Annotated in this window: 27 protein-coding genes; 15 read left to right on the forward strand and 12 right to left on the reverse strand. The window is 71.5% G+C overall.

Annotated features, from left to right (window positions below; all coding sequences use genetic code 11):
• Positions 1-25: 25 nt before the first annotated feature.
• Positions 26-865, reverse strand: coding sequence for a TIM barrel protein (locus ACFY1J_RS06805; protein ID WP_390707235.1), 840 nt, complete (start codon positions 863-865; stop codon positions 26-28).
• Positions 866-1,472: 607 nt separating this feature from the next.
• On the opposite strand from ACFY1J_RS06805, the gene ACFY1J_RS06810 reads away from it, so the two are divergent.
• The 8 genes from ACFY1J_RS06810 (at position 1,473) to ACFY1J_RS06845 (ending at position 7,850) form a co-directional block, all read left to right on the forward strand.
• Positions 1,473-1,721, forward strand: a complete 249-nt coding sequence (locus ACFY1J_RS06810) for a hypothetical protein (RefSeq protein WP_390707234.1) — start codon at positions 1,473-1,475, stop codon at positions 1,719-1,721.
• Positions 1,718-2,083, forward strand: a complete 366-nt coding sequence (locus ACFY1J_RS06815) for a helix-turn-helix domain-containing protein (RefSeq protein ID WP_390707233.1) — start codon at positions 1,718-1,720, stop codon at positions 2,081-2,083. Before ACFY1J_RS06810 ends, ACFY1J_RS06815 begins: the two co-directional genes overlap by 4 nt.
• Before the next feature lie 120 nt (positions 2,084-2,203).
• A complete protein-coding gene (uraD, locus tag ACFY1J_RS06820; protein WP_390707232.1) occupies positions 2,204-2,713 on the forward strand; it encodes a 2-oxo-4-hydroxy-4-carboxy-5-ureidoimidazoline decarboxylase in 510 nt (169 codons plus the stop codon).
• Between the two features lie 7 nt (positions 2,714-2,720).
• Positions 2,721-3,122, forward strand: a complete 402-nt coding sequence (gene uraH / locus ACFY1J_RS06825) for a hydroxyisourate hydrolase (protein WP_390707231.1) — start codon at positions 2,721-2,723, stop codon at positions 3,120-3,122.
• 7 nt (positions 3,123-3,129) lie between these two features.
• Entirely contained in the window at positions 3,130-4,077 is a 948-nt protein-coding gene (gene pucL / locus ACFY1J_RS06830) for a factor-independent urate hydroxylase (RefSeq protein ID WP_390707230.1), read from the forward strand.
• A gap of 115 nt (positions 4,078-4,192) precedes the next feature.
• On the forward strand, positions 4,193-5,572 hold the full coding sequence (locus ACFY1J_RS06835; RefSeq protein WP_390707229.1) for an 8-oxoguanine deaminase: 1,380 nt from the start codon (positions 4,193-4,195) through the stop codon (positions 5,570-5,572).
• 260 nt (positions 5,573-5,832) lie between these two features.
• A complete protein-coding gene (locus ACFY1J_RS06840; RefSeq protein ID WP_390707228.1) occupies positions 5,833-7,233 on the forward strand; it encodes a nucleobase:cation symporter-2 family protein in 1,401 nt (466 codons plus the stop codon).
• Positions 7,230-7,850 (forward strand): TMEM175 family protein, encoded by a 621-nt coding sequence (locus tag ACFY1J_RS06845; RefSeq protein WP_390707227.1) that lies wholly within the window; start codon positions 7,230-7,232, stop codon positions 7,848-7,850. Before ACFY1J_RS06840 ends, ACFY1J_RS06845 begins: the two co-directional genes overlap by 4 nt.
• Here the strand turns inward: ACFY1J_RS06845 and ACFY1J_RS06850 are convergent.
• A complete protein-coding gene (locus ACFY1J_RS06850) occupies positions 7,807-8,418 on the reverse strand; it encodes a 3'-5' exoribonuclease domain-containing protein (RefSeq protein ID WP_390707226.1) in 612 nt (203 codons plus the stop codon). The two genes, ACFY1J_RS06845 and ACFY1J_RS06850, sit on opposite strands and share 44 nt — an antisense overlap.
• An 88-nt stretch (positions 8,419-8,506) precedes the next feature.
• Between ACFY1J_RS06850 and ACFY1J_RS06855 the strand changes: the two genes are divergently transcribed.
• On the forward strand, positions 8,507-8,755 hold the full coding sequence (locus ACFY1J_RS06855) for a hypothetical protein (RefSeq protein WP_390730798.1): 249 nt from the start codon (positions 8,507-8,509) through the stop codon (positions 8,753-8,755).
• Between the two features lie 85 nt (positions 8,756-8,840).
• Here the strand turns inward: ACFY1J_RS06855 and ACFY1J_RS06860 are convergent, their stop codons facing one another.
• The 4 genes from ACFY1J_RS06860 to ACFY1J_RS06875 all read right to left on the reverse strand — a co-directional run bounded on the left by ACFY1J_RS06860 (position 8,841) and on the right by ACFY1J_RS06875 (position 12,134).
• A complete protein-coding gene (locus ACFY1J_RS06860) occupies positions 8,841-9,263 on the reverse strand; it encodes an acyl-CoA thioesterase (protein ID WP_390730799.1) in 423 nt (140 codons plus the stop codon).
• A 52-nt stretch (positions 9,264-9,315) separates the two neighbouring features.
• Positions 9,316-9,948, reverse strand: coding sequence for a hypothetical protein (locus ACFY1J_RS06865; protein ID WP_390730800.1), 633 nt, complete (start codon positions 9,946-9,948; stop codon positions 9,316-9,318).
• 125 nt (positions 9,949-10,073) lie between these two features.
• The gene (locus tag ACFY1J_RS06870) at positions 10,074-10,673 is read right to left on the reverse strand and encodes a histidine phosphatase family protein (protein WP_390730801.1); all 600 of its coding nucleotides are present in this window, start codon (positions 10,671-10,673) and stop codon (positions 10,074-10,076) included.
• Between the two features lie 252 nt (positions 10,674-10,925).
• Complete coding sequence (locus tag ACFY1J_RS06875; protein WP_390730802.1) at positions 10,926-12,134, reverse strand: pyridoxal phosphate-dependent aminotransferase; 1,209 nt, start codon at positions 12,132-12,134, stop codon at positions 10,926-10,928.
• An 81-nt stretch (positions 12,135-12,215) separates the two neighbouring features.
• Here ACFY1J_RS06875 and ACFY1J_RS06880 point away from each other — a divergent pair, with 81 nt between their 5' ends.
• On the forward strand, positions 12,216-12,842 hold the full coding sequence (locus ACFY1J_RS06880; protein WP_390707220.1) for a winged helix-turn-helix transcriptional regulator: 627 nt from the start codon (positions 12,216-12,218) through the stop codon (positions 12,840-12,842).
• A 62-nt stretch (positions 12,843-12,904) separates the two neighbouring features.
• On the opposite strand, the gene ACFY1J_RS06885 is transcribed toward ACFY1J_RS06880, so the two are convergent.
• Genes ACFY1J_RS06885 through ACFY1J_RS06895 form a run of 3 tightly spaced genes read right to left on the reverse strand, consistent with a single transcriptional unit; the run spans position 12,905 to position 16,506 of the window.
• Positions 12,905-13,714 (reverse strand): hypothetical protein, encoded by an 810-nt coding sequence (locus ACFY1J_RS06885; RefSeq protein ID WP_390707219.1) that lies wholly within the window; start codon positions 13,712-13,714, stop codon positions 12,905-12,907.
• Positions 13,714-14,979: a VWA domain-containing protein gene (locus ACFY1J_RS06890; protein ID WP_390707218.1), complete on the reverse strand. Its 1,266-nt coding sequence runs from the start codon at positions 14,977-14,979 to the stop codon at positions 13,714-13,716. Before ACFY1J_RS06890 ends, ACFY1J_RS06885 begins: the two co-directional genes overlap by 1 nt.
• Before the next feature lie 9 nt (positions 14,980-14,988).
• On the reverse strand, positions 14,989-16,506 hold the full coding sequence (locus ACFY1J_RS06895; RefSeq protein ID WP_390707217.1) for an IucA/IucC family protein: 1,518 nt from the start codon (positions 16,504-16,506) through the stop codon (positions 14,989-14,991).
• Positions 16,507-16,640: 134 nt separating this feature from the next.
• On the opposite strand from ACFY1J_RS06895, the gene ACFY1J_RS06900 reads away from it, so the two are divergent.
• From ACFY1J_RS06900 to ACFY1J_RS06920, 5 genes are all read left to right on the forward strand, one after another.
• A complete protein-coding gene (locus tag ACFY1J_RS06900; RefSeq protein WP_390707216.1) occupies positions 16,641-18,143 on the forward strand; it encodes an IucA/IucC family protein in 1,503 nt (500 codons plus the stop codon).
• 164 nt (positions 18,144-18,307) lie between these two features.
• Entirely contained in the window at positions 18,308-18,520 is a 213-nt protein-coding gene (locus tag ACFY1J_RS06905; protein WP_390707215.1) for a hypothetical protein, read from the forward strand.
• Positions 18,521-18,695: 175 nt separating this feature from the next.
• Positions 18,696-20,114, forward strand: coding sequence for an aldehyde dehydrogenase family protein (locus ACFY1J_RS06910; RefSeq protein ID WP_263214032.1), 1,419 nt, complete (start codon positions 18,696-18,698; stop codon positions 20,112-20,114).
• A 45-nt stretch (positions 20,115-20,159) separates the two neighbouring features.
• A complete protein-coding gene (locus tag ACFY1J_RS06915; RefSeq protein ID WP_390707214.1) occupies positions 20,160-21,719 on the forward strand; it encodes a GMC family oxidoreductase in 1,560 nt (519 codons plus the stop codon).
• A 130-nt stretch (positions 21,720-21,849) separates the two neighbouring features.
• Positions 21,850-23,103, forward strand: a complete 1,254-nt coding sequence (locus tag ACFY1J_RS06920; RefSeq protein WP_390707213.1) for a PucR family transcriptional regulator — start codon at positions 21,850-21,852, stop codon at positions 23,101-23,103.
• Between the two features lie 81 nt (positions 23,104-23,184).
• Here the strand turns inward: ACFY1J_RS06920 and ACFY1J_RS06925 are convergent, their stop codons facing one another.
• The 3 genes from ACFY1J_RS06925 to ACFY1J_RS06935 all read right to left on the reverse strand — a co-directional run bounded on the left by ACFY1J_RS06925 (position 23,185) and on the right by ACFY1J_RS06935 (position 25,615).
• Complete coding sequence (locus ACFY1J_RS06925; protein ID WP_390730803.1) at positions 23,185-24,795, reverse strand: cation acetate symporter; 1,611 nt, start codon at positions 24,793-24,795, stop codon at positions 23,185-23,187.
• Entirely contained in the window at positions 24,792-25,124 is a 333-nt protein-coding gene (locus ACFY1J_RS06930) for a DUF485 domain-containing protein (RefSeq protein WP_390730804.1), read from the reverse strand. Before ACFY1J_RS06930 ends, ACFY1J_RS06925 begins: the two co-directional genes overlap by 4 nt.
• 152 nt (positions 25,125-25,276) lie before the next feature.
• The gene (locus ACFY1J_RS06935; RefSeq protein ID WP_390707210.1) at positions 25,277-25,615 is read right to left on the reverse strand and encodes a hypothetical protein; all 339 of its coding nucleotides are present in this window, start codon (positions 25,613-25,615) and stop codon (positions 25,277-25,279) included.
• Between the last annotated feature and the right edge of the window lie 16 nt (positions 25,616-25,631).

The following is a 25,631-nucleotide window of genomic DNA, read 5'->3' on the forward strand; positions in this document are numbered from 1 at the left end:
GGTGCCTCTCGGTACGGGGGGTGATTCAGCGGGCGGCGCGTGCCTCGTGGGGCAGCCAGTCGAAGGCGTCGGCGCTCGGGCGCTCGCCCGGCTTGTACTCCAGGCCGACCCAGCCCTCGTAACCGGCCTTGTGCAGCTGGTCGAGGAGCTCCTCCAGCGGGAGCGTCCCCGTGCCGGGGGCGCCGCGGCCCGGGGTGTCGGCGATCTGGACGTGGCCGGTCTTCGCGGCGTACCGCTCGATCACCGACGGCAGGTCCTCGCCGTTCATGGACAGGTGGTAGAGGTCCATCAGGAAGCGCGCGTTGCCGAGGCCCGTCGCCTCGTTGACCTTGTCGACGACCCCGACCGCCGCGGGGGTCGACACCAGCGGGTACAGCGGGGACTCCGGCCGGTTGAGCGCCTCGATCAGCAGGATCGCGCCGACGCGGTCGGCGGCCCGGGCCGCCAGTGCCAGGTTCGCCAGGGCCAGGGCGTCCTGCGCGGCCGGGTCGACGCCGTCGACGCGGTTGCCGTACAGGGCGTTGAGCGCCTTGCAGTCCAGGGAGGCGGCGAAGTCGGCGGCCACGTCGATGTTGGCGCGGAACCTCGCGGACTCCTCGCCCGGGAGCGACAGGGCGCCGCGGTCCGGGCCCGGGAGTTGTCCGGCGTAGAAGTTCAGCCCGGTGAGCTGGACGCCCGCGTCCTCGATCGCCTGCTTCAGGGCGTCGAGCTCGGACCGCTCGGGGGTGGGGGAGTCGACCCAGGGCCACCACAGCTCGACCGCGGAGAAGCCGGCCGCGGCGGCGGCCGCGGGGCGCTCCAGGAGCGGGAGTTCCGTGAAGAGGATCGACAGGTTGACGTTGAAGCGCTGGTCTGCGAATCCCATCGGGGCCGCGCTCCCTTCCGTTAGTGATTCCGTATTGCGGAAGTTGATTTCTGCTTAATGGAAGATTGCCTGCGACCAGGAAGACCTGTCAAGGGGCCCCACGAGTAAGCGCCCGTGTGGGCAGGGGGTGAGGGCGCTTGAGGGGCCTGACGGGAGGGGCTGCCTGCGGGCCACGGGTTCCTCGTCGATGGGGCGGCGCCGAGGGCGACGGCGGAGCGGGCTGGGCGGCGCCCCTCGGCCCAAGGCCGGCCGCCGAGGCCTACGCGCCGGCACGGCGGGCCTGGAGCGGGCAAAGCGGGAGCATCCGCTACGGCGGCCCGGCCGGGAGGTGCGGGCTCAGTCCTCCTTGGGCCCTGCCCCGCGGACTCCCGGTCTGTCGCTGTTGCCCGTTCCCCGGCGTCTTCGTGGGCTCTCTGTATGCGCGTGCTCGCGTCTTGGCTCCCGTCTGCGGGGCTTGCGGTGTGGGTGGGGGTGGAATTCGGGTGTGCTTTCGGGGGCGAGGCGTGTGGGTGGGTCGGTTAAGGTCTCACCCAGCGGGCGGGGTGTTCGCACCCCGGTCGTGGGCCTGGCGGAACGCGCGGGTCGGAGCGGATGCCATGGGGGCACAGTGCGACTGAAAGTTGAGTTCACCACCGAGCCCTTCGATCTGGACGAGGCGCCCGCGCACGCGCTGGCGGCCCGCGAGGTGATCGGGGCGGCGCAGCTGGACGCGGTCGACGTCGGCCCGTTCGGCAACACCGCGGAGGGTGGCGCCGACGAGGTGCTGACCGCCGTGGACGCGCTGCTGCGCAAGTCCCTGGAGGCCGGCGCCACCCGGATCTCGCTGCAGGTCAATGTCATCGAGGAGGGCGAGTGACCGGCAAGGACGAGCCCTTCATCACGGCCGTGAAGCCGCTGGTCGACGCCATGGGCGGGGAGCTGCTCCCGCCGGACGAGGCCGGCCCCGACGACGTCGTGCTCGCCTGGGAGGGCGTCGACGCGGTCGCCGTACGCCTGCCCCAGCTCGCCGACTCCCTCGACCACATCCTGGCGGCCATGGAGCGCAAGAAGGGCAAGCCCCTGGCCGATCTGGACCGCAAGGCCAAGCAGGAGGTCGTACGCATACTGGAGGCGCGCGGCGCCTTCTCGGTACGGCACGGCGTGGAGACCGTGGCGAGCGCGCTCGGGGTGAGCCGCTTCACCGTCTACAACTACCTGAACCGCGAGAAGCAGGGCTGAACGCCCCCGCCGGGCTTGTAACGCGGAATTTTCAACAAAGTGTTGACGTCGTGTTTCTGAGGGCGTTAGCTGTTCGCAGCCCGTTCAGCACGAAGGCCGTTCACGGCCACGGAGGCTCCCGTGACTTCCACTTCAACGCCCACGGGCCTGGCCCGGTTCAACGTCCTGGAGGAGCCCGCGGCCTTCGCCGTCCTCCACGAGGCGTGCGCCTCCACGGCATGGGTCCGGCGGCTGCTCGCCGCCCGCCCGTACGCCACCGCCGACGCCCTCTACGAAGCCGGTGACGCCGCCATGGCCGAGCTGACCCGCGACGACCTCGCGGAGGCGATGGCCGGGCACCCGCCCATCGGCCGCCCCAAGCCCGGCGACCCGACCTCCGCCCGGGAGCAGCGCGGCATGGCCGGCGCCTCCGAGGAGCTCAAGGCGGAGATGCTCGAACTGAACCTCGCCTACCAGGACAGGTTCGGCCATGTCTTCCTCATCTGCGCCACCGGCAGAACCGGCGAGCAGATGCGCGACGCGCTCAAGGAGCGGATCGGCAACTCGCCGGAGCAGGAGCGGGAGATCGTCCGCACCGAGCTGGGCAGGATCAACCGTATCCGGCTCGCCCGCATCGTCGAAGAGGACTGAGAGCAGCATGAGCACCAGCACCACCGCTTCCGTGTCCACGCACATCCTGGACACGAGCGTCGGCCGCCCCGCCGAGGGCGTCGCCGTACAGCTCGCGGCCCGCAGCGGCCCAGGCGCCGCCTGGCAGGCGCTCGGCGGCTCCGCGACCGACGCGGACGGGCGGTGCAAGGACCTTCCGGACCTGCCGGAGGGGACGACCCACGTACGGCTCGACTTCGCGGTCGAACCGTACTTCGGACAATCTGTGAAGAAGCAAGCCGATGCGCAGCAGGACGCCCCCGCGAATCGGGACAGCGGTGCCGTGTTCTTCCCCGAGGTGGCGATCACCTTCGCCGTGAACCCCGGGGAGCACTACCACGTACCGCTGCTGCTCAACCCGTTCGGCTACTCCGTTTACCGAGGGAGCTAGCAGAAACATGACTGACAATTCCCGGCCCGCCCGCCCTGTGATCCTGGGACAGAACCAGTACGGCAAGGCCGAGAACCGAGTCGTAAAGATCACGCGGGACGGCGCAACCCACCACATCAAGGACCTCAACGTCTCCGTGGCGCTCTCCGGCGACATGGACGAGGTCCACTACTCCGGCTCGAACGCCAACGTCCTGCCGACGGACACCACCAAGAACACGGTGTACGCGTTCGCCAAGGAGTACGGCATCGAGTCCGCCGAGCAGTTCGGCATCCATCTCGCCCGCCACTTCGTGACGAGCCAGGAGCCGATCCACCGGGCCCGTATCCGCATCGAGGAGTACGCCTGGGAGCGGATCGAGGCCTCCGACGCCAACTCCAGGTTCATCGGGGCGGACGAGGTCAAGCACTCCTTCGTGCGCCAGGGCCAGGAGACCCGGCTGACCCAGATCACCTACGACGGTGAGCGGTGGGAGGTCATCTCCGGCCTCAAGGACCTGGTCGTGATGAACTCGACCAACTCCGAGTTCTGGGGCTACGTCAAGGACAAGTACACGACGCTCCAGGAGGCGCACGACCGCATCCTGGCCACCCAGGTCTCCGGCCGCTGGCGGTTCAACTGGACCGACGACGAGCAGAAGATGCCCCACTGGGAGAAGTCCTACGAGCAGACGAAGAAGCACATGCTCCAGGCCTTCGCCGAGACGTACTCGCTGTCGCTGCAGCAGACGCTGTACCAGATGGGCGCGCGCATCATCAACAACCGCAGCGAGATCGACGAGGTCCGCTTCTCGCTGCCGAACAAGCACCACTTCCTCGTCGACCTGACGCCCTTCGGGCTGAAGAACGACAATGAGGTCTACTTCGCCGCCGACCGCCCCTACGGCCTCATCGAGGCCACCGTCGTGCGGGACGGCTGCGAGCCGAAGATCCCGGTCGACCTCACCAACCTGTAAGCACCCACTTTCGGCACCCGCGGCCGGAGAGCCCCGCTCCACCCGCTCCCGGCCGCGGCACTCAAACTCCCAGGGTCCTGCCGTGCCCCCTTCGAAACAGCGCAAAGGACGAACCATGGCAGCAGCCCAGCGCATCGTCATCGAGAACTGTTCGATCGCCACGGTCGACGCGCACGACACCGAGTACACCACCGGTCATGTCGTCATCGCCGGCCGTCGCATCGAGTCGCTCGGCGCGGGCAAGGCCCCCGAGGGCCTGGAGAACGTCGTACGGCGCATCGACGCCTCCGGCCACCTCGTGACCCCCGGTCTGATCAACACCCACCACCACTTCTACCAGTGGATCACCCGGGGCCTGGCCACCGACCACAACCTCTTCGACTGGCTGGTCGCGCTCTACCCGACCTGGGCGCGCATCGACGAGCCGATGGTCTACGCGGCCGCCCAGGGGTCCCTGGCGATGATGGCCCGCGGCGGCGTGACCACCGCCATGGACCACCACTACGTCTACCCGAAGGACTCCGGCGACCTGTCCGGCGCCATCATCCGCGCCGCCCGTGAGACGGGCGTCCGCTTCACCCTCGCCCGCGGCTCCATGGACCGCAGCGAGAAGGACGGCGGCCTGCCCCCGGACTTCGCCGTCGAGACGCTGGAGGGAGCTCTCGCCGCGACCGAGCAGACCGTCAAGGAGCACCACGACGCCTCCTTCGAGGCGATGACCCAGGTCGCCGTCGCCCCCTGCTCGCCGTTCTCCGTCTCCACCGAACTCCTGCGTGAAGGTGCCGAGCTGGCCCGCCGCCTCGGCGTGCGCCTGCACACCCACGGCTCGGAGACGGTCGAGGAGGAGAAGTTCTGCCACGAGCTGTTCGGCATGGGCCCCACCGACTACTTCGAGTCCACCGGCTGGCTCGGCGAGGACGTGTGGATGGCCCACTGCGTCCATATGAACGACTCCGACATCGCCGCCTTCGCCCGTACGAAGACGGGCGTCGCCCACTGCCCTTCCTCCAACGCGCGCCTGGCGGCGGGCATCGCCCGCGTCCCGGACATGCTGGCGGCCGGCGTCCCGGTCGGCCTCGGCGTCGACGGCACCGCCTCCAACGAGTCCGGCGAACTCCACACCGAGCTGCGCAACGCGCTGCTCATCAACCGCCTCGGCACCCACCGCGAGGCCGCCCTGAACGCCCGGCAGGCGCTGCGCCTCGGCACCTACGGCGGCGCCCAAGTCCTCGGCCGGGCCGCCGAGACCGGCTCCCTGGAGCCGGGCAAGCTCGCCGACCTGGTGCTCTGGAAGCTGGACACCCTCGCCCACGCCTCCATCGCCGACCCGGTGACCGCGCTGGTCTTCGGCGCGGCGGCACCGGTCACCGCCTCGTTCGTGAACGGCCGGCAGATCGTCGAGCACGGCCGTCTGCTGCACGTCGACGAGGACGCCATCGCCCGCTCCACGCGGGACGAGGCCCAGCGCCTGGCACGGATCGCCGCCCAGGGCTGAACAACCGAAGGACTCCGGCCAGGAGGGACGGCTCCCGGCCGGAAGCCGTGGACCCGAGCGGGGTCCATGGCGGCCGCGTCCGGGGCGTGCGTGAACGCGCACGCCCCGGGACGGTCCCCGTCCCGACCCGTGAACCCGGGTCTTCGGTCCCTCCCCCAAGCTCTCGGCTGCGCTCGAGCAGGGAGGTGCCCCCATGCCCGCGCACCACCTCCCTGAAACCCGCGTCGAAGCCGACGTGTCAACCGACCGGAGGAGCCGCCGTGTCCGCTCACCCCGATGTCCAGCGCCACCCCGTCGACGAGAAACTCCCCGCCCTCAAGATGGCGACCACCGGGCTGCAGCACGTGGCCGCCATGTACGCGGGAGTCGTCGCCCCGCCCCTGATCGTCGGCGCCGCCGTAGGCCTGAACGGCACCGAACTCACCTTCCTCACCGGCGCCTGTCTGTTCACCGCCGGCCTCGCCACCTTTCTGCAGACCCTCGGCATCTGGAAGATCGGCGCCCGGCTGCCCTTCGTCAACGGGGTCACCTTCGCCGGTGTCGCCCCCATGACCGCGATCGTCGCCTCGACCAAGGACAAGTCCGACGCCCTGCCGGTCATCTTCGGCGCGGTGATCGTCGCCGGACTTCTCGGCTTCCTGGTGGCCCCCTTCTTCAGCAAGGCGGTCCGCTTCTTCCCGCCGGTGGTCACCGGCACGGTCATCACGCTGATCGGCGTCTCGCTGCTCCCGGTGGCCTTCGGCTGGGCGCAGGGTCCCGACCCGGCCGCGGACGACTACGGTTCGACGACCTATCTCACCCTCGCGGGCATCACCCTGCTGATCGTCCTCGCGCTGCGCCGCTTCACCCGCGGCTTCGTCAAGCAGATCGCCGTCCTGCTCGGCCTCGTCGTCGGGACGCTCGTCGCGATCCCCTTCGGCGTCACGGACTTCGGCCCGGTCACGCACGCGGACGTCGTCGGCTTCCCGACCCCGTTCCACTTCGGGGCGCCGCAGTTCCAGCTCGCCGCGATCCTGTCCATGTGCGTGGTGATGGTGGTCTCGATGACCGAATCGACCGCCGACATGCTGGCGTTGGGCGAGATCGTGGAACGCCCCGCGGACGAGCGGACCATCGCCGCGGGCCTGCGCGCCGACACCCTCGGCTCGGCCCTCAGCCCGCTCTTCAACGGCTTCATGTGCAGCGCCTTCGCGCAGAACATCGGCCTGGTCGCGATGACCCGCGTCCGCAGCCGCTTCGTCGTCGCCACCGGCGGCGGCTTCCTGGTTCTGATGGGACTGTGCCCCATGGCGGCCTCGCTCATCGCCGCCGTACCGCGACCCGTGCTGGGCGGAGCGGGCGTGGTGCTGTTCGGCTCGGTCGCCGCGAGCGGCATCCAGACCCTGGTGCGGGCCGGCCTGGAGAAGGACAACAACGTCCTGATCGTCGCGGTCTCGCTCGCCGTCGGCCTCATCCCCATCACCGAGCCGGAGTTCTACCACGCGTTCCCCCAGACTGCGAAGATCGTCCTCGACTCGGGCATCTCCACGGGCTGTGTGGCCGCCGTCCTCCTCAACCTCGTCTTCAACCACCTGGGCAAGGACCAGGAGGCACGGGACGTGACGCATCCGATGGAAGCGGGTGAGGAACTGGTGGCCGATGGGGCACCCTGTGTGCCATGACGAGTGAGTCCGGCCGGGTCGAGGCCTTCAGCGACGGTGTCTTCGCCATCGCCATCACCCTGCTCATCCTTGAGATCAAGGTGCCCGAGGTCGGCGAACACGGCGGCCTGTGGCATGCGTTGGGCGCGCAGTGGCCGTCGTACGCCGCCTATGTGGTGAGCTTCCTGGTCATCGGCATCATGTGGGTCAACCACCACCAGGTGTTCAGCTACGTGGCCCGTGTCGACCGGACGCTGATGTTCCTGAACCTGCTGGTGCTGATGGTGGTGGCCGCCGTGCCCTGGCCGACGGCGATGCTCGCGGAGTACCTGCGCGAGGACAGGGCCTCGCATGTGGCGGCGGCGGTCTACAGCTTGGTGATGGTGCTGATGGCCGCCACCTTCCAGGCGCTGTGGTGGCATCTGACCCGCACGGGCCATCTCTTCGACGCCCGGGTCGACGCCGATGCGGCCCGGGCGACCCGCGCCCGCTTCGCACTGGGCTCCCTGGCCTACCCGGTCACGGTCGGCCTGGCCTTCGTCTCGGCCCCTCTCACCCTCGCCGCACACGGGCTCATCGCCCTGTACTACGGCTTCAATCAGGTACCGGTCCCGACCCGGGACCCGGCCACAGCATGAGATTGGCGAGCAACTCGGCCTGCTCGACGGCGTCGTCCAGCGCGTGATGCGTGTGGCGGCGCCGCGACAGGAGGTGCCGGGGCATCGTCCCCTTGGCGACGGCCCGCAGCGGAAGGCGGGCCTTCGTCGCGTACAGCGTCTTCATGTCCAGGCAGCCCGAGTGACCGAAGGGGCTCGCCCCGGTGAAGCGGATCAGATACCAGTACAGGAACGTCCAGTCGTACGAGGCCGGGTAGCCGCACATCACCGGCTGGGCACCCGCGCTCACCTCCCGGACCCACTCGGAGAACTCGGCCAGCGCGAGGGCGGGTTCCGCTCCCTCGGACCTCAGCCGATCCCGGTCGAGTCCGCTCACCGCGAGGGCCTCGGGCACGAACTCATCGCTGATCGGCCGCAGTTCGCGATAGAAGGTCAGCCGCTCGGGGTCGGCGGCGGTGAATCCGTCGGCGTCCTGCGCACCGGCGACGGCGGCGCCCAGGCTCAGCATGGAGTAGGGGCCGGGGATCGGGCCGTCCGCCTCGATGTCGACGGAGATGTACAGACTCGGCTTGATGCGTCGTGCGGGCATGGGACCGGAGCATCGCAGGCGGGAGCGGTTCCCCGCATCCGAATTCAGGGGCGGGGGCCTGCCTGGCAGGGGGTGGCCGCAGGCAGCCGTGCTTGCCTCGGTCCTCGGCCGCCCGGTCACCACGTGGGACCTGTCGCCGGACGAGACACGCGAGCACCTGCTCACCGCCTGGGGCTTCGACGACGCGCAGGCGGCAGGCATCCTGGCCGGCACCGCCTTCGTCCGCAAGGGCGGCAACGCGGTCGTCACCGACGACGTACCGGAGCTGCTGGGAAGGCCGGCCCGGGCGTACCGGGAGTGGGCCCAGGACCACAGGGAGGCGTTCGCCGGGACGTGAGGCAGAGCGGCGGGGCCACCGGTCCCGCCGCCCCGTCTCCGGTCACGCCCGCGGTCGTGGCACCCCCGCGGCCAGGACCCGGCGGTCAGAGGCCGAAGAGGCCGAGATCCGTCGCCAGTTCCTTGAATACCTCGCGCGGGTCGGCGACCAGCTTTCTCGCCTTCAGGTCCATGATTCCGCCGACCGCGGTGAGCTCGGCCGCCACCGTGCCGTCGGCCTTGCGTATCTCCTGACGGATCCGGAAGGTCTTGCCCGTGCCCCACTCGAACTCGCAGGTCACATCGACCTCGTCGCCCGTGAGCAGCTCGCGCCGATAACGGATCGTCGTCTCCAGCGCCACCGGGCCCACGCCCCGGCCGGCGAGCTGGGCCTGGGACACCCCGGCGTCCTTGAGCAGAGACCAGCGGGCGTGCTCCGCGTAGTTGACGTACACCGCCTGGTTGAGGTGACCCTGCACGTCGGTCTCGTACCCGCGGACGGTCACGCGGACGGAATACGGTTCACTCACGACTTCCTCTTCTCGTGTACGACGCACTGATCCCCCGATCCTGGCACGCCGCTCACACCCGGCGCGGGGACGCCAGCAGATAACGCACCCTCGTCCGCGGCTCCGTGTACTCGCCGGCCTGCCAGCCCACGCCCTCAAGCGTGGCCGCGCACGCGCGCAGCGCCTCGCCGTCCGGCGCGTACACGGCGACCGCCTCTGGCTGCGGGGTGGCGCGCACCCGGTACCCGTCGGCGTCCTGCCCCGCCGGACGGTGCCCGGCCGCCTCCAGGGCGAGCGCGGCGGCCCGCACCAGATGCGTACGCTCCCACCCGCACGGCCGGTCCGTGGCACCGTCCGGATTGGTCATCCGCCGCAGCTCCAGCAGGCCCTGCCAGGCGCTGTGCACCTCACGCACCCGCTCCGGGCCGGAGCCGGACGCCGACTCCTGCGGATCGCCGACGCGGGCCGCGAACACCCCGTCGGCGGGTGACGGCTCGACCGGTTCGGCGGCGGCCGCCGGCACCGCCTCCCGTATGCGATGCCCCGCCGGTGTCAGGAAGTGATCGTGCGGCGGACGCGGGTGCCGGAAGGCGAGACCGTGCCTCACCAGCGCCGCGAGCTGCGCCTCCGTACCCCGCAGCAGACCGGTGACCGGATCGGCGGCATCGATGACACGCCGCTGCGCGGCGCTCGGCGGTCGTGCCACGGCGTGCTCCTCTCCGGCGGACGGCCCATCCGGTGGACGGCTCATTCGAAGAGTACGACCGGGGTCTGACAACCGGCTGGTGTCTGACAACCTGCCGGGGCCACCGGCTGCCGCAGCCGTCCGGGTCAGGTGCGCGGCCGGACGTTCCACCCCGCCACCACCGGCCGCCCGTGCTCCGTGCCGAGCCGGCACAGCGTGCCCGTCGCCAGCTGGAACAGGGCCCCGTGCTGCGGGCGCAGGCCGAGGCGGCGGGCGGTGAGGACGCGCAGGAAGTGGCCGTGGGCGACGAGGAGGACGACACCCTCGGTGTTGGCGAGGGCGGCGTCCACCTTGCCGAGCATCCGGTCGGCACGCTCCCCGACCTGCTCCGGAGTCTCCCCGGGGTGCTCGGGCGGGCCCGGCGCGACCCCGTCCGTGAACAGGAACCAGTCGGGCCGGGTGCGCTGGATCTCGACCGTGGTGACGCCCTCGTAGCCGCCGTAGTCCCATTCGCGCAGGTCGCTGTCGACCCGGGCGTCGGGGATCCCGATGAGTTCGGCGGTCTCCCGGGCCCGTTGCAGGGGGCTGACGAAGGTGGCGCCGATGTGGTGCGAGCGGATCAGCGGCACCAGTCGGCGCGCCTCCTCCCGCCCGTGCTCGGTGAGGGGTACGTCCGTCCAGCCGGTGTGCCGTCCGGACCGCGACCACTCGGTCTCACCGTGCCGGACGAGAAAGAGGTCACCCACGGCCCTGCCCTTCCTGTTCCACTACTCAGCACCGTGTCACACGGTCGCGGCGCCGCGCAGGACGGACTGGGCCGGACGGTCGTTCTCGGGGGCGCGTCGGTGAAGGGCGGGCGATGCTCACAGGTGCCGAGTGGCAGATCTGGGCCACCGGCGGCCCCAGCGTCGCTCGGCGCATGCTCTCAGGCCTGGCCCGAATCCGCCGATGGCCCACCGGGCACGGGGAGACGGGCCCGGTGCCGGGCGAGTCGGGCGTTACTGCCGGTATCCGCTCAGGAACCGTCCGATCCGGCCGATCGCGGCCTCCAGGTCCTCCGCGTGCGGGAGGGTGAGGATGCGGAAGTGGTCCGGAGCGGGCCAGTTGAAGCCGGTGCCCTGGACGACCTGGATCTTCTCACGGAGCAGCAGGTCGAGGACGAACTTCTCGTCGTCGTGGATCTTGTGCACCTTGGGGTCGAGGCGCGGGAAGGCGTACAGCGCGCCCTTGGGTCTGACGCAGGACACGCCCGGGATCTCGTTCAGCTTCTCCCAGGCCACGTTCCGCTGCTCGTACAACCGGCCGCCCGGAGCGGCGAGTTCGCGGATGGACTGGCGCCCGCCGAGCGCGGCCTGGATGGCGTACTGCGCGGGCGCGTTGGCGCACAGGCGCATGGAGGCCAGCATGGTCAGGCCCTCCAGATAGTCCTTCGCGTGCTGCTTGGGACCGGTGACGCACAGCCAGCCCGAGCGGAAGCCCGCCACCCGGTACGTCTTCGAGAGCCCGCAGAAGGTGAGGACGACCAGGTCGGGAGCGAGCGCGGCGGCCGAGTGGTGGACGGCGTCGTCGTACAGGATCTGGTCGTAGATCTCGTCGGCGAAGACCATCAGGCCGTGGCGGCGGGCGAGGTCGAGGATGCCCTCGACGACCTCCTTCGGGTAGACCGCCCCGGTGGGGTTGTTCGGGTTGATGATGACGACGGCCTTGGTGCGATCGGTGATCTTCGAGGCGATGTCGTCCAGGTCCGGGTTCCAGTCGGCCTGTTCGTCGCACACATAGTGGACCGCCTTGCCGCCCGCGAGGGTCGTCACGGCCGTCCACAGTGGGAAGTCCGGTGCGGGGATGAGGATTTCGTCGCCGTCCTCCACCAGCGCCTGGACGGCCATCGACACCAGTTCGGAGACGCCGTTGCCGAGGAACACGTCGTCGACGCCGACCTGCAGGCCCAGGCTCTGGTAGCGCTGGGCCACGGCGCGGCGCGCGGAGAGGATGCCGCGCGAGTCCGTGTAGCCGTGCGCCTGCGGGAGCATCCGGATCATGTCCTGGAGGATCTCCTCCGGCGCCTCGAAGCCGAAGAGCGCCGGGTTGCCGGTGTTCAGGCGCAGCACGCTGTGGCCCGCCTCCTCCAGCGCGTTGGCGTGCTCGATCACCGGGCCGCGGATCTCGTAACAGACCTCGCTGAGCTTGTTCGACTGCCGGAACTCCATGCGCCCCTCCAGGAACTCGTGATGCTTGGTTTTACCAAGTTCGAGCTTGGAAAGTCCAACAACACGTCTAGACTGCGCCGCATGTCACCTCGCCGAAGCTACGACCAGTACTGTTCCGCAGCCCGCGCGCTCGACCTGGTCGGCGACCGCTGGACCCTGCTGATCGTCCGGGAGCTGCTCGCCGGTCCCCGCCGCTACACGGACCTGCACGCGGATCTGCCGGGGGTCAGCACGGACGTACTCGCCTCACGGCTGAAGGACATGGAGCGCGACGGCCTCGCGACCCGGCGCCGGCTGCCTCCGCCCGGCGCGGCCTACGTCTACGAACTCACCGAGCGCGGACGCGAGCTGCTGCCCGTGCTGCAGGCGCTGGGCACATGGGGCGAGGCCGAGCTGGGGGAGCGGCGGCCCACCGACGCCGTACGGGCGCACTGGTTCGCGCTGCCGCTGACCCGCGGGCTGGAGGGCGAGGGGATCGTCGAAGTCCATGTGGAGGAAGGGGACTTCCATCTGTACCTGGGAGCGGAGGAAGGCGCCGTGTACGGCGACGGGCCGGCCCCCGCCGAGCCCGACGCCCGGCTCGTCCTCGACTCCGCCACCTGCACGGCCGTCACCCGCGGTGAGCTGAGCGTGCTGCGCGCGGTGCGGGACGGCCGGATCGCGGTGACCGGTGACAGCACTCTGGCCAAGGCGCTGCGGGAGGCCTGAGGCGCTACGGGGCCTGAAAGGGACAGGGCCCGCCACGCGGACGCGGCGGGCCCCGGGGCGGCTCAGGCGCCCGGCGGCACCCGTGAGGGCCGTCCCGTACCGCTCGTCAGCGCGTACCCGCCGATGCCCGCGAGGGCGGCCAGCACACCGCCGATCGCGGTCCACACCCAGCGGTCGGTCCACCAGCCGGAGGACCAGCCGTCGTCGGGCTCGATGGCGGACAGCACGGCCGACTTCGACGAGTCCGAACCGCTGTCGTCCGCCGCCGACTTGACCGCGATCCCGGGGACCAGCGGCTTGGCCAGCGAGCCGTCCACCGCGGCCGAGCCGCCGATGTCCTTGGAGTCGACGCGGACCTCGGCGCTCACCGGCTGGCCGAGGTCGGCGGAGCCGAGGTTCACCACCGTCAGCCGGATGTAGTACGTGCCGGGCAGCGGGTCGTTGGCCCACGGCTCCGACCAGGCGCGCACGGTACGCAGGACGCAGGCCAGCTCGACCGAGGCGGCGCCCTGGGCGGCGGTGCGGCTCTGGGCGCCGTACTGGCAGGACTGGCGGCGGCGCAGACCGTCGTACACGTCCATCTGCCAGGTCTGCCCGGAGTGCGACTCGGGCAGCTTCACCGTCGCCTTGACGGTGGGCCGCTGACCGGCGTCGGCCGGGAACGACCAGTACAGATAGTCGCCGGTGGAGGCGCCCGCCGTGGCCTGCTGCCCCTGGTCGATCTCCGCCGCCGTACGGAAGGACGTACCCGCCTGAGTGGGCGCCTTGCCGTCCTCCGAGGCGCTCGGGGACGGAGAGGAGTCGGCGACGGCCGGACCCGCGGCCAGCCCGACGGCCAGCAGTGCGGCACTCAGCACACGTGTGATTCGCATCAGTTGGTCCTCCAGACCGCGACCCGCCAGCGCGACACCCAGCCCCACAGCAGACCCGCGACGAAGCCGGTCAGCACCAGCGCGCCGAGCAGCCACCAGCCGCGCCCGAGGCCGAAGGAGGCCACGTCGCCCGCCTTGTCCGGGCCGTCCACGACGTCGACGGTCAGCTCCAGCGGCAGACCCGGCGTGGTCTTCACGCCGGCCGCCGCCGAGAAGGAGTTGGTGACCTGGAGACACACCGTCTCGGCACTCGCCGTGTCGTCGTCGCTCTCGGGCTTCGGGTAGCGCAGACCCGTCGAGATCATGTCCGTACGGCCGTTGCCCGCGGCCTCGCCGCGCACGATCTCGCGGCCGTGCGCCGTGACCGCCCGCAGCAGCACCCCGTAGTCGGGGCCGACGGCCCGGTCGTCCGCCACGCTCACCGAGGCGCGCAGCTCCTGGCCGGGGTTGACGTCCACCTTGTACCAGCGCTGCTGCCCGAACTCCTCACGGTCCGTGTACAGGCCGGACTTCAGCGCGGGCGCGCTGGAGCACTGCGTCGTGCCCTCCGTGGCCACCGGCGTCACCACCGGATCGGCCGCCCGGTCGACCAACTGGCCGACCTTGTCGCTGAGTTCCTCCTTGTGACGCACATCGGTGTAGGTGCCGCCCGTCGCGTCCGCGATACAGCTGAGCTGGTCACGGGTCTTCGCGTCCGGCACCAGACCGAGCGTGTCGATGGTCAGCCCGATGCCCTTGGCGGCGATCTCGCGGGCCACCTCGCACGGATCGAGCGGCTGGCAGGTGTCCTCGCCGTCGCTGATCAGGACGATACGGCGGGTGCCGTCACCGCCGTCGAGATCGGTGGCCGCCTTCTGCAGCGCGGGGCCGATCGGCGTCCAGCCGGTCGGCGCCAGGGTTGCCACCGCGGTCTTCGCCTCGGTCCGGTTCAGCGGGCCGACCGGATAGAGCTGCGCGGTGTCCGTGCAGCCCGTCTTCCGGTCGTTGCCACGGTAGTTGGCGCCCAGCGTCCGTATGCCGAGCTGGACCTCCTCGGGCGTCGCGTCCAGCACCTCGTTGAACGCCTGCTTCGCCGCGGCCATCCGCGACCCGCCGTCGATGTCCCGCGCCCGCATGGAACCGCTGACGTCGAGGACCAGTTCCACCTTCGGGGCGGCGGCCTGGTCCGTCTCGTCGGCAACCGCTCCGGCGGGGAACGCGATCCCGGCCGTCAGGGTGGCGAGCAGGGCGCAGACGCCCGCCGCCAGCCGTTGTCTTCTGATCATCGGCGGATCCTATTGACCGGAGGTGTCGGGCTCCAAAACGAGCGGGTTCGGCAGACCGAACCACTGGTCGCCGGGAGTCCGAGGCGACAGCCGCATCAGCGTCAACGCCTTGGCGGGCAGCGGCTCTTCGCGCAGAGCCGTCAGATCGGGGGTGCGCGGCAGATCCCGTACAGCGGTCTCCAGGGCCGTGGCGAGAGCGGCGCCGGAACCCGCCGCGCCCGCCAGCGCGCCCGCCACCAGGGAGCCGAACAACTTGCGGCGCAGGGCCGTTTCGTCGTCCGTGACCACGCGGCCCGTCAGAGCGGGCGGGGCGATGCCGTGGCGGGTCAGCCGGGCGGGGCTGACCCGGATGTCGGCCAGATCGCGGTAGACCAGGCGCAGCGGGGCGCCCGTCGCGGACAGCACCACGAGGAGGTTCTGACCGTGCGCCTCCAGGGCCACGCCCAGTTCGAGCAGCCGCAGACCCACCGTCAGCGCGAGACGGGTGAAACCGGCCAGCCAGGCGGGGGAGTCCGGCAGGTCCGTGGTGGCCAGGGCGCCGACCGGCAGCACGTACTCGCCCGGCGCCGCGAACCGCTGCGGCGACTCGCGCAGCACGGCCGCCAGATCCGGCGAGTGGGCCGTCACCGCGCCCAGCGTCCGGGTGATGTGCAGCAGCCCGTCCGTGCGCGCCGCCAGGTCCTCCGCGAAGGACGACAGAGTCGCGGAGATGCCGATCGAGTACTCCGAGATGTCCCGCACCGAGGACGTCAGCCGGGTGCTCAGCGCGGTCTTGACGTGCGGCCCGTCGGGGAGGGCCAGGGTCCGCAGGGACATCAGGGGGTGGGCGGGCAGCGTGCCGTCGACGGGCCGCTCGAGGACGTGCTCCACCTGCCAGGGGTGCACCGGGATCAGCAGCTGCCCGCCCTCGCGCATGTCCTCGGGCCAGGCTCCCGTCAGCAGGCACTCCTCCGGGCGGACCGGGACCGTCCCCAGCTCCACCACGGGCCCGTGCTCCGGGCCGTACGCGAGCTGCTCGGCCACCGAGAAACCGGGCCGGGAACGGCAGTTGGGGTGGAACGGATGCCCGTCGACCACCCGCTGCTCCCACTCCCAGTCCCGCGTCGGCCACTCTTTCGGGCGATCCGGGTGTCCGGCCCGGGACAGCGCCAACGAGGCCGCGCTGTGCCCGAGTTCGGCCGCGAAACCCGCCGCGTTCGGCACCGCGAGGTCCATCATCAGACGGGCGGGATCGTCGTACGGCACACCGCCGAGGTGCACGGCGGTGACGTACGCGGTGGTCGCGTACGGATCAGCGAGCGGCCCGTGCAGCGCGCGACCGTCGCAGAGCCACAGGGCGAGCCCCCGCGGGCCGCGGACACGGCGGGTGATCCAAGGCAGCGGTTCGTGCGCGAGCGCCCGCCACAGACGGGTCAGCACGGCCGCCCGGGCACCGGGCAGTTCGGCCGCGTACCGGGGCACGAGAGAGGGCCGGATCTCGGCCAGCTCGGCGGCGACCCGCGCCTCGGCGGTGGGGGGACGGTGCACGGACGGGCTCCTCGGGGTACGGGACAGGAAGGTCAACGACTGCCGGCGACGACAGACATACTGATCGCGGCCGGACCGTGTGGACTGCAGCCGTGTGGACTGCAGGAGAACGCGTGTGGACTGCGAGAGAACGAATGGAACGCGTGGACTCCATGCCCCCCAGCGACGACGTCGGACAGCGTGCCGACGCGTACGCGGTCGCGTCCCTGCTCAACTGTCTGCTGCGGGAGGTGGCCCAGCCGCTCCCGGAGCCCGGGGAGCGGCGGGTGTACCGGCTGCCGGGCGGCGGCCGGCTGCTGCGTGTGCGCGGCGAGCGGCGGCCCACGGAGCCCGAGGTGTACGCGGACGGCGGCTGGCAGCCCCTCGGCCACGCCGATCTGGTCAAGCTGGTCGCGGACGAGCTGCGCCGGCACACCGGGGTGTCGAACGACGAACTGCCGATCGAGATGGCCGACAGCCGCGACGCGGTCGCCGCCCTGCTCACCGCGCGCGCCGGGGCGACGGCGCCCGACGACCCGTATCTGCGCTCCGAGCAGTCCCTCATCACCGGCCATCCCTACCATCCCGCGCCCAAGGCCCGCGGTGGCGGCCCCGTCGCGGGCTGGCTGCCGTACGCCCCCGAGGCGCACGCCCGCTTCCCGCTGGTGCTGCTCGGTGTGCGCGAGGACACCGTCGTGGAGGAGGGCGACACCTCCGCGCTGGACGCCCTCGGCACCGCCCCGCCCGGCTACCGGCTGCTGCCCGCCCACCCCTGGCAGCTCGACCTGGTCGGCCCGGACCTCGCCCCCGCCTTCGCGGACGGCCGACTGGTGCGGCTGGGCACGACCGCGTTCGAGACCTGGCCGACGGCCGCGATCCGCACCCTGTACGAGCCGCGCCGCGACCTCCACCTGAAATTCAGCCTCGATGTGCGCATCACCAACGACATCCGCCGGCTGTGGCGCCACGACCTGCTGAAACTGCGCCGCACCGACACGGCCGTGACCCGTGCCTTCGCCCGGATCGGCCCGCCCGCCGCCTGGCTGGGCGACCGCGGCTACCGCACCGCGGGCTTCGCCTTCGAGGAACTGGCCGTCCTCGTCCGCGACGGCCTGCGCGACCGCCTCCTGCCCGGCGCGACACCGCTGCTCGCCGCCGGCCTCGCGGAGGGCTTCGACGGCAACCCGCTCGCCGCGGCCGCCGACCCCGAGGCCTGGTGGGAGGCCTATCTCAGCCAGGTGGTGCCACCGGCCCTGGCGGCCTTCGCGGACCACGGCGTCGTCCTGGAGGCGCATCTGCAGAACTCCCTGATCGCCGTGGACGCCTCCGGCACCCCCGTGCAGGCGCTGTTCCGGGACGCCGAGGGCGTCAAGCTGCTGCCGGACGTCTCCCGGGCCGCCGGGTGGGAACGGCTGGTGTACACCCTGGTCGTCAACCATCTGACCGAGATCGCCGCGGCCCTGACCGAGCACCACCGGGGCCTCGACCCCTGGCCCGCCGCCCGCCGCGAACTCGCCCGCCACCGCCTCCCCGAGATCGCCGCCCTGCTCACCTCGCCCACCCTGCCCGGCAAGACCAACCTGCTGCTGCGCTGGACCGGCGCGGACGGCGCCGACGCCCGCTACCTGCCGCTGCCCAACCCGCTCCTCGGCGCCTGACAGGGGCGCTGCTTACGCTGTGCTCGGGGCGATTGCGACATGAGTTCCCCGTCCGTCCTCGGCGCGCCCAGCCATGCTGAGTGACAGACGCGGCGGCAGATCGACGTCTGGTGTGGATTCAGTGGAGAGCAGCGCCTGCTCCTGGGAGGGACCCGCCGAGCACGGTGCGCGACCCCGCGGCCGACGTGAACATCCAGCTCCGGCTCGTGGGCAAGTCCCTCTACACCGTGGGCATGCCGCGCGACGTCCGCAGGAAGAGCGGCCTGTTCGGGATCGGCCGCTTCCTGACGGTCCAGGCGGGTCGCCCGGACCACCTGCAGAAGGAGTACGGCGAGATCGCCGACGTCGCACGGACACCGAGGGCCGACGCCGGCTGACCGAACGCGGGGAAGGCCCCGTCTCCGGCCCGCTGCCCCTCTCGGAACCGGCCGGATGTGCAGATGCACAATCGGGCGGGCCGATCCGGCTTCACCGCTCCATCGACCCCGCCATGACGGCTCGCGCACACTGCCCCGGAAACATCCGGCCGGCAGTTGGCAAGGGAGCACAGCCATGAAGGCATACAGCGGGCACTTCATCGACGGGCAGTGGACGCAGGCGCCGGACCCCGAGGTGATCGAGGTCGTCAACCCGGCGGACGAACGCGTCATCGGCTCGGTTCCGGCCGGTACGCCCGAGGACGTCGACCGGGCGGTGCGCGCGGCGGCCCGGGCGTTCGAGACGTGGTCGCAGGCCGCCCCCGAGGTCCGCGCGGACTACCTGCGGCGGATCCACCTGGCGCTGGAGGAGCGTGCGGAGGACATCGCGCGCCTGGTGGCGAGCGAGGTCGGCACCCCCGTCCAGGAGAGCCGGGTCCTGCAGTCGGGACTGCCCGTGTTCACCTTCGGACACGCCGCCGACCTGGCGGCCGGCTTCGACTTCGGGCCCGAGGAGATCGGTAACTCCCACGTCGTCCGCGAGCCCGTCGGGGTCGTGGGCTGCATCACGCCGTGGAACTTTCCGCTCCACCAGGTCTCGCTGAAGGTGGCGCTCGCCCTGGCCGCGGGCTGCACCGTCGTGCTCAAGCCGTCCGAGGTCGCCCCCCTGTCCGCCATGCTGCTGGCGGAGATCACCGAGTCGGTGGGGCTGCCCGCCGGCGTGTTCAACGTGGTCACCGGATACGGTCCGGTGGTGGGCGAGGCACTGGTGGACCACCCCGACGTGGCGATGGTCTCCTTCACGGGATCGACCCGGGCCGGCCGCCGGGTGGCGGCGCTCGCGGCGGGGACCGTCAAGAAGGTGGCGCTCGAACTCGGCGGCAAGTCACCCAACATCATCCTGGACGACGCCGACCTCCAGGCCGCGGTCGCCGACGGAGTGGCCAAGTGCTACCTCAATTCCGGCCAGACCTGCATCGCCCTCACCCGCATGCTCGTTCCCCGTGACAAGCTCGAGGAGGCCGGGCGGATCGCCGCCGAGGTGGCGCGCGGCTACCGCGTCGGAGACCCGCAGGAGGAGGAGACACGGATCGGTCCCATGGTCTCCGACGTCCAGCTCAAGCGGGTACGCGACTACATCGCGACCGGGATCGCCGAGGGCGCCACCCTCCTTACCGGCGGCCCGGACGCACCGCACGACGGGCCCGGCTACTTCGTCGCCCCGACCGTCTTCAGCGACGTCACCAACGATATGACCATCGCCCGAGAGGAGATCTTCGGGCCGGTGCTGTCGATCCTTCCCTACGACACCGAGGAGGAGGCGGTCGCCATCGCCAACGACACGCCCTACGGTCTCGCCGGCGCCGTGTGGTCGGGCGACCTCGAGCGGGCGCGGGCCGTTGCCCGGCGGATCCGGGCCGGAATGGTCGACGTGAACGGCGGCGCCTTCAACCCCCTTGCCCCGTTCGGTGGTTACAAGCAGTCGGGCGTGGGTCGCGAGGCCGGACGCCTGGGCTTCGAGGAGTTCCTGGAGACCAAGGCCATCCAGCACTGACTGCCTGTCGGCCGCCGGCCGCCGGCGCCCGGGAGAGGACACACCATGTACGACTACATCATCGTCGGCGCTGGATCCGCGGGCTGTGTGCTCGCCGCCCGGCTCAGCGAGGACCCGGAGGTACGCGTCCTGCTCGTGGAGGCCGGCCCGGCCGACGACGCGCAGGAGATCCACGTTCCGGCCGCGTTCGCCAAGCTCTTCCGTAGCAAGTACGACTGGGACTACCTCACCGAACCCGAGCCGGGCCTGGGAGACCGTCGGCGCTATCTGCCGCGCGGCCGGATGCTCGGCGGGTCCTCCTCGATGAACGCCATGATCTACATCCGCGGCAACCGCCGGGACTACGACTCCTGGGCCGCCGCCGGAGCCAAGGGCTGGGGCTGGGACGACGTCCTGCCGTACTTCCTGCGCTCCGAGGACCACCACGGCGGGGCCTCCGAGTGGCACGGCGCCGGCGGTCCGCTCCCGGTCAGCCCCGGACGCTCCCGCAGTCCCCTCGTCGACGCCTTCATGACGGCGGCGCGGCAGGCGGGCCACGTGTTCAACCCCGACTTCAACGGCCCCGAGCAGGACGGCGTCGGCTACTACGAGCTGACCCAGCGCGGGGGCCTGCGGTGCAGTACGGCCGCCGCGTATCTGAAGCCGGCGAGGGAACGCCCCAATCTGTCCGTGCTCACCGGGGCGCAGTGCACCCGGATCCTCTTCGACGCGGAACGGGCCGTCGGTGTCGAGGTGGACCGGGACGGGGCGACGCAGGAGCTCCGGTGCGAACGGGAGGTCGTCCTCTCGGCGGGCGCGTACAACTCACCGCAGCTGCTCATGCTCTCCGGGATCGGCGTCGCCGACGAACTCGCGGCTCTCGGCATCACGCCCAAGGTGGACCTGCCCGTGGGCGAGAACCTCCAGGACCATCCGCACCTGGCCGTCGTCCACCTCACCGACACCGAGTCCCTGCTCACCGCCGAGACTCCCGAAAACCTGCGGCTGCTGGAGACCGAGGGCCGCGGGCCCCTCACCTCCAACGTTGGTGAGGGCGGCGGGTTCTTCCGGACCACCGACGGTCTCGATGCCCCGGACGTGCAGATCCACGCCGTACCGGCGATGTTCCACCAGGAGGGGCTGGGAGCGGCCACCGACCACGCCTTCCACATCGGTGCGGTGCTGCTCGCTCCCACCAGCAGGGGAAAGGTCCTGCTGCGTTCGGCGCTGCCCAGCGCGAAGCCGCGCATCCTGCACAACTACCTGACCACCGAGGAGGACCGGGCCACGGCGGTCAGCGCGCTGCGGCTGGTGCTGGACATCGTCGGACGGCCCGCCCTGCGGGCGCACCGCAGAGCGGACTTCCTGACGCCGGCGTCCGACAGCGACGCCGACCTCCTGACGTACGCGCGGCGCGAGCTGCAGACCCTCTACCATCCCACGAGCACCTGCGCGATCGGCCCGGTGGTCGACCACGAGCTGCGCGTGCACGGTGTGGCGGGGCTGCGGGTGGTCGACGCGTCCGTCATGCCGACCGTTGTCCGGGGCAACACCAACGCGCCGACGATCATGATCGCGGAGCGGGCGGCCGACCTCATCCGCGGCACTGCGGTCGCCGGCGTCTGACGTCGGCGGCCTCTCGCCACCGCCACGTCGCGTGGTTACTCTGCCAGTGGCCCGGCCGTACCGGGCCACTGGCCCGACGTGGTGGGACCGCCCGCGCGGCGGTCCCGCTCACTTCGCTGCGGGAGCCCCCATGACTGTCATCTCCCAGGACAAAGGTGTACGCGAGGACGACGGCGCGCGAACGGACGACGGCATGCGCAGGCTGGTCGATGTGCTGCTGCCCGGGATCGACCGGTTCGCCGACCTCCTCACCTGCCGGATCACCCAGGAGGAGGACGCCTACCGCGACCACGGCCACGTGAAGCACGACCAGTTGCGCACCTCCTGCGCGGACAACCTGCACTCCATGGTCACCCAGCTGGGCCGGGACGCCCTCGACCTGCGCGTGCCGCACGACACCGGCCGTTTCAAGGCCGAGCACGGGGTGCCGCTGTCGGCGGTGACGCACGCCTACCGGCTCGCCGGACGGTTCCTGTGGGAGTGCGTCCTGAGCGAGGCGGGAGACACCGTCACCCGGGAGATGCCGTACGTCGCCACGGCCGTCTGGTCGGTCAGTGACGCCTTCACCGACGCGGTGGCGACGGCCTACCGCGAGACCATGACCGAAAGGGCTCACCACGACCGGCAGGTAAGAAGCCTGCTGCTCGCCGCGCTGCTCGACGGCAGACTGGACGAGGGCACGCACCTGTGGGAGTGCGCCGACGCGCTGCGGCTGCCGCAGCGCGGAGTCTTCGCCGTGGTGAGTGCCGAGTGCGGGGCCGGGGGACGTCCGGCGGACGAGGATTCGCTGTACGACCTGGAGGGCGCGCTGCGGGTCCTCGGCATTTGGTCGGTCTGGCGACAGGAAGAGGACGCGCAGGTGGGGCTGCTCTCGCTGCGGTCTCCCCGGGGCCTTGCCCCGGCCATGGGACTCATTCGCCGGCGAGGCGCCGGACGGGTGGGGGTGAGCACCCTCTTCCACGGCCTGGAGCAGGTGCCGAGCGCCTTCCGCCAGGCGCGGCTCGCCTGCGCCTGCGTCGAGCCAGGCACCAGCGAGGTGGTCTCGTACGGCGACTCACCGGTCCGCCTGATGGTGGTGAGCGCCCCGGACTCGGCCCGGCACGCGGTGCGCGAGGTGCTCAGCCCCGTTCTCGAACTCCCGTCGCACGAAAGGGACGTGCTGCTGGAAACACTAAGCCGGTGGTTCGCCTCGGGCGGGTCCGCCACCGAGACGGCCGCCCGGATGTACTGCCACCGCAACACCGTGACCTACCGTCTGCGGCGCGTACTGGAACTCACGGGGCGCTCACCCACCGACCCGGTGGGGGCGAGCGAGATCCACCTCGCTCTGGAGGCGCACCGCCTGTTGACGGGGCTCCCGTCCGCCGGAACGCCCGGCACTTGACGCATGTGCCGTCCCCCGCCCGAGGCGGGCCGGGGGACGGCGGATCGGTTGCGGCGGCTCAGCGACTCGGTGGTCTCCCTGTCACGGGCCGGTTCCGCGGGACGGGCTCGCTCCGGCTCCCAGCAGGACCCGCGCCTCCAGTTCGGCGTACTCCGCCCCGCCCCGTTCCCTCCGGTCGAGGACCGATCCCAGCCAGCCGAACAGGAAGCCGAGCGGGATGGACACCAGCGCCGGGTTGCTGAGCGGGAAGACAGCGAAGTCCATGTCCGGCAGCAGCGCGGCCGGGCCTCCGGACAGGGCGGGGGAGAACAGCACCAGCAGTACCGAGGAGAGCAGTCCGCCGTAGATGCTCCAGAGCGCTCCCCTGGTGGTGAAGCCCTTCCAGTACAGGTGGTACAGCAGCGCCGGCAGGATCGCGGACGCCGCGACGGCGAAGGCCAGGCCCACCAGGAACGAGATGTTCTGGCCTTGGGCGTACATGGACAGTCCCGTGGCGGTGATCCCGATCAGCAGGACCCCGCCCCTGGCGACCAGGAGTTCGCTCTTCTCCGATGCCCCGCCGGCCCGCAGCCCGACCTGGTAGAGGTCGTGTGCCAGCGCGGTCGACGCGGCCAGCACGATTCCGGCGACCACCGCGAGGATCGTGGTGAAGGCGACGCAGGAGATCATGGTGAGCAGGAACGCCCCGCCGAGACGCTCGGCCAGGAGCAGGACGGCGGAGTTGCCCGTGGCGCTGTCGGCGGTGATGGCGCCGCGTCCGAGCACGGCCATCGCGCCGAATCCCAGCACACCGCCCGCCAGGCAGAACACCACCGTCAGATAGGTCGCCAACGTGACCGATCCGCGTGCCGCACGTGCGGTGGGTACCGCCCCGAGCCGCATGAGCAGGTGCGGCAGCCCCGCGGCCCCCAGCAGCACGGCCAACTGCAGGCTGAGCGAGTCGAGCCTGCCCACGGTGTCGTCGCCGTAGCGCACGCCCGGCCGCAGGAAGGCGTCCCGCAGCCCGCTGTGGTCCGCCGCCCGGGTCAGCAGGACTGAGGGGTTCCAGCCGCAGCGCGACATGACGAGGACGGCCAGGCATCCGCCGCCGCCGAGCAGCAGGACGGCCTTGACCAGCTGTACGGTCGTCGTCGCCCGCATGCCGCCGATCAGCACGTAGATCACCATGAGAATGCCGAGCGCACCGACCATGATCTGCCGCGCACCGGTGCCGTCCAGACCGAGGATCGGCGCGGCGAGCGCCCCGGCGCCGACCAGTTGGGCGATCAGGTACACCAGGGAGATGACGACGGCGGAGATGCCCGAGGCCAGGTGCACGGACCGAGGACGCAGACGCCGCCCCAGGCTGTCGCCGATCGTGTAGCGCCCGGTGCTGTGGAACGGCTCGGCGATCAGCAGGAGCATCACCACCCAGGCGACGATCGGGCCCAGCAGATAGGAGATGCCGTCGTACCCCGCCAGCGCGACCACTCCGGGGGAGCCGAGCAGGGTCGCGGCCGACATGTAGTCACCGAAGAGTGCGACACCGTTGCGTGTCGGCGTGAGCCGGCCGTCGCTCACGTAGAAGTCGCCCGGGGTGACCCGGTCCGTCGTGACCCACAGGGCCAGGAACAGCGCGCTGGCCACGAAGGCGGCGAAGACCACGAACACCGGGAACGAGCCGGCGGCGGCCGGGAACGCGGCAGTGGTCATCGCGCATCCTCCCGTGAGCCGGACTGGTCACCCGGATGCGGGCCGCCGGGGGCGAAGCGGGTCCTGGCATGGCGGTTGTACCACCGGACCGCCCAGACGGTGGTGACGCACTGCAGGAGGCTCATGGCCAGGCCGGCGTTCAGCGGCCCGGCGATCCGTACCGCCATCACGCCGCGCGCCTCACTCGCCAGCAGGGCGTTGATCAGGTAGAGCGCGATGACTGCGCCTGCCACGGTGAAGACCGGGCGCCGGCGTGCCGCGCGCAGACGCAGCAGGGCCGGATCGTCCTTGGGCCGCTCGGGGACGTACGGTGCCGGTGCCGCGTACATGGCGGGGTGCGCACGGGGCGGGGGCATCGGCCGCCCGGAAGCGGCGGGACGTTGCCAGGGGCCGGGATCTGTCCATGGCTGCTGTCCCTGCCAGGAACCGGAGCCCTGCCCCGGATCGGGCCCCCGCGACGGTGGCGGGGGGAACGCCGGGCTCATGACGTCCCTCTCGGTGGCTCGGTGCCCCGGCCGCCGACCGCCCGGTGCACGAGCCGGTGGTCGACACCGGCCGGGTCGCGGGCGAGCTCCCGCGCCATGCGACGGGCCCACCTGTGTCTTTCGCCGTGCCGGTGGCCGCCCGCCGCGGCCTCCTCGCGCAGCGTGTCGGCGTACCGGCCGGGGAGCTCCTGCCTTCCGCCGACTCGTTCAACGGTCTCGGCGATGGCCCGGAGCAGCTCCGCGTCGGAATACAGGGATTCATGGTCGAGCGGGCTCAGATACAGGGCCGACACCGACTGAGGATCCCCTTCGGGGGGCAGGGTCATGCGGCTCATGACAGTTCCTCGGGGA

Origin of the sequence: Streptomyces sp. NPDC001406, from assembly GCF_042895285.1 — a bacterium.
Classification (GTDB): Bacteria; Actinomycetota; Actinomycetes; order Streptomycetales; family Streptomycetaceae; genus Streptomyces.

Coding starts and splice junctions, on each gene's coding strand:
- ACFY1J_RS06845 (WP_390707227.1), top strand. CDS start 7,230: ATGACGAGTGAGTCCGGCCGGGTCGAGGCCTTCAGCGACGGTGTCTTC.
- ACFY1J_RS06885 (WP_390707219.1), bottom strand. CDS start 13,714: ATGCGAATCACACGTGTGCTGAGTGCCGCACTGCTGGCCGTCGGGCTG.
- uraH (WP_390707231.1), top strand. CDS start 2,721: ATGAGCACCAGCACCACCGCTTCCGTGTCCACGCACATCCTGGACACG.
- ACFY1J_RS06915 (WP_390707214.1), top strand. CDS start 20,160: ATGTACGACTACATCATCGTCGGCGCTGGATCCGCGGGCTGTGTGCTC.
- ACFY1J_RS06935 (WP_390707210.1), bottom strand. CDS start 25,615: ATGAGCCGCATGACCCTGCCCCCCGAAGGGGATCCTCAGTCGGTGTCG.
- ACFY1J_RS06900 (WP_390707216.1), top strand. CDS start 16,641: ATGGAACGCGTGGACTCCATGCCCCCCAGCGACGACGTCGGACAGCGT.
- ACFY1J_RS06925 (WP_390730803.1), bottom strand. CDS start 24,795: ATGACCACTGCCGCGTTCCCGGCCGCCGCCGGCTCGTTCCCGGTGTTC.
- ACFY1J_RS06880 (WP_390707220.1), top strand. CDS start 12,216: ATGTCACCTCGCCGAAGCTACGACCAGTACTGTTCCGCAGCCCGCGCG.
- ACFY1J_RS06910 (WP_263214032.1), top strand. CDS start 18,696: ATGAAGGCATACAGCGGGCACTTCATCGACGGGCAGTGGACGCAGGCG.
- pucL (WP_390707230.1), top strand. CDS start 3,130: ATGACTGACAATTCCCGGCCCGCCCGCCCTGTGATCCTGGGACAGAAC.
- ACFY1J_RS06850 (WP_390707226.1), bottom strand. CDS start 8,418: ATGCCCGCACGACGCATCAAGCCGAGTCTGTACATCTCCGTCGACATC.
- ACFY1J_RS06920 (WP_390707213.1), top strand. CDS start 21,850: ATGACTGTCATCTCCCAGGACAAAGGTGTACGCGAGGACGACGGCGCG.
- ACFY1J_RS06875 (WP_390730802.1), bottom strand. CDS start 12,134: ATGGAGTTCCGGCAGTCGAACAAGCTCAGCGAGGTCTGTTACGAGATC.
- ACFY1J_RS06930 (WP_390730804.1), bottom strand. CDS start 25,124: ATGTACGCGGCACCGGCACCGTACGTCCCCGAGCGGCCCAAGGACGAT.
- ACFY1J_RS06890 (WP_390707218.1), bottom strand. CDS start 14,979: ATGATCAGAAGACAACGGCTGGCGGCGGGCGTCTGCGCCCTGCTCGCC.
- ACFY1J_RS06835 (WP_390707229.1), top strand. CDS start 4,193: ATGGCAGCAGCCCAGCGCATCGTCATCGAGAACTGTTCGATCGCCACG.
- ACFY1J_RS06805 (WP_390707235.1), bottom strand. CDS start 865: ATGGGATTCGCAGACCAGCGCTTCAACGTCAACCTGTCGATCCTCTTC.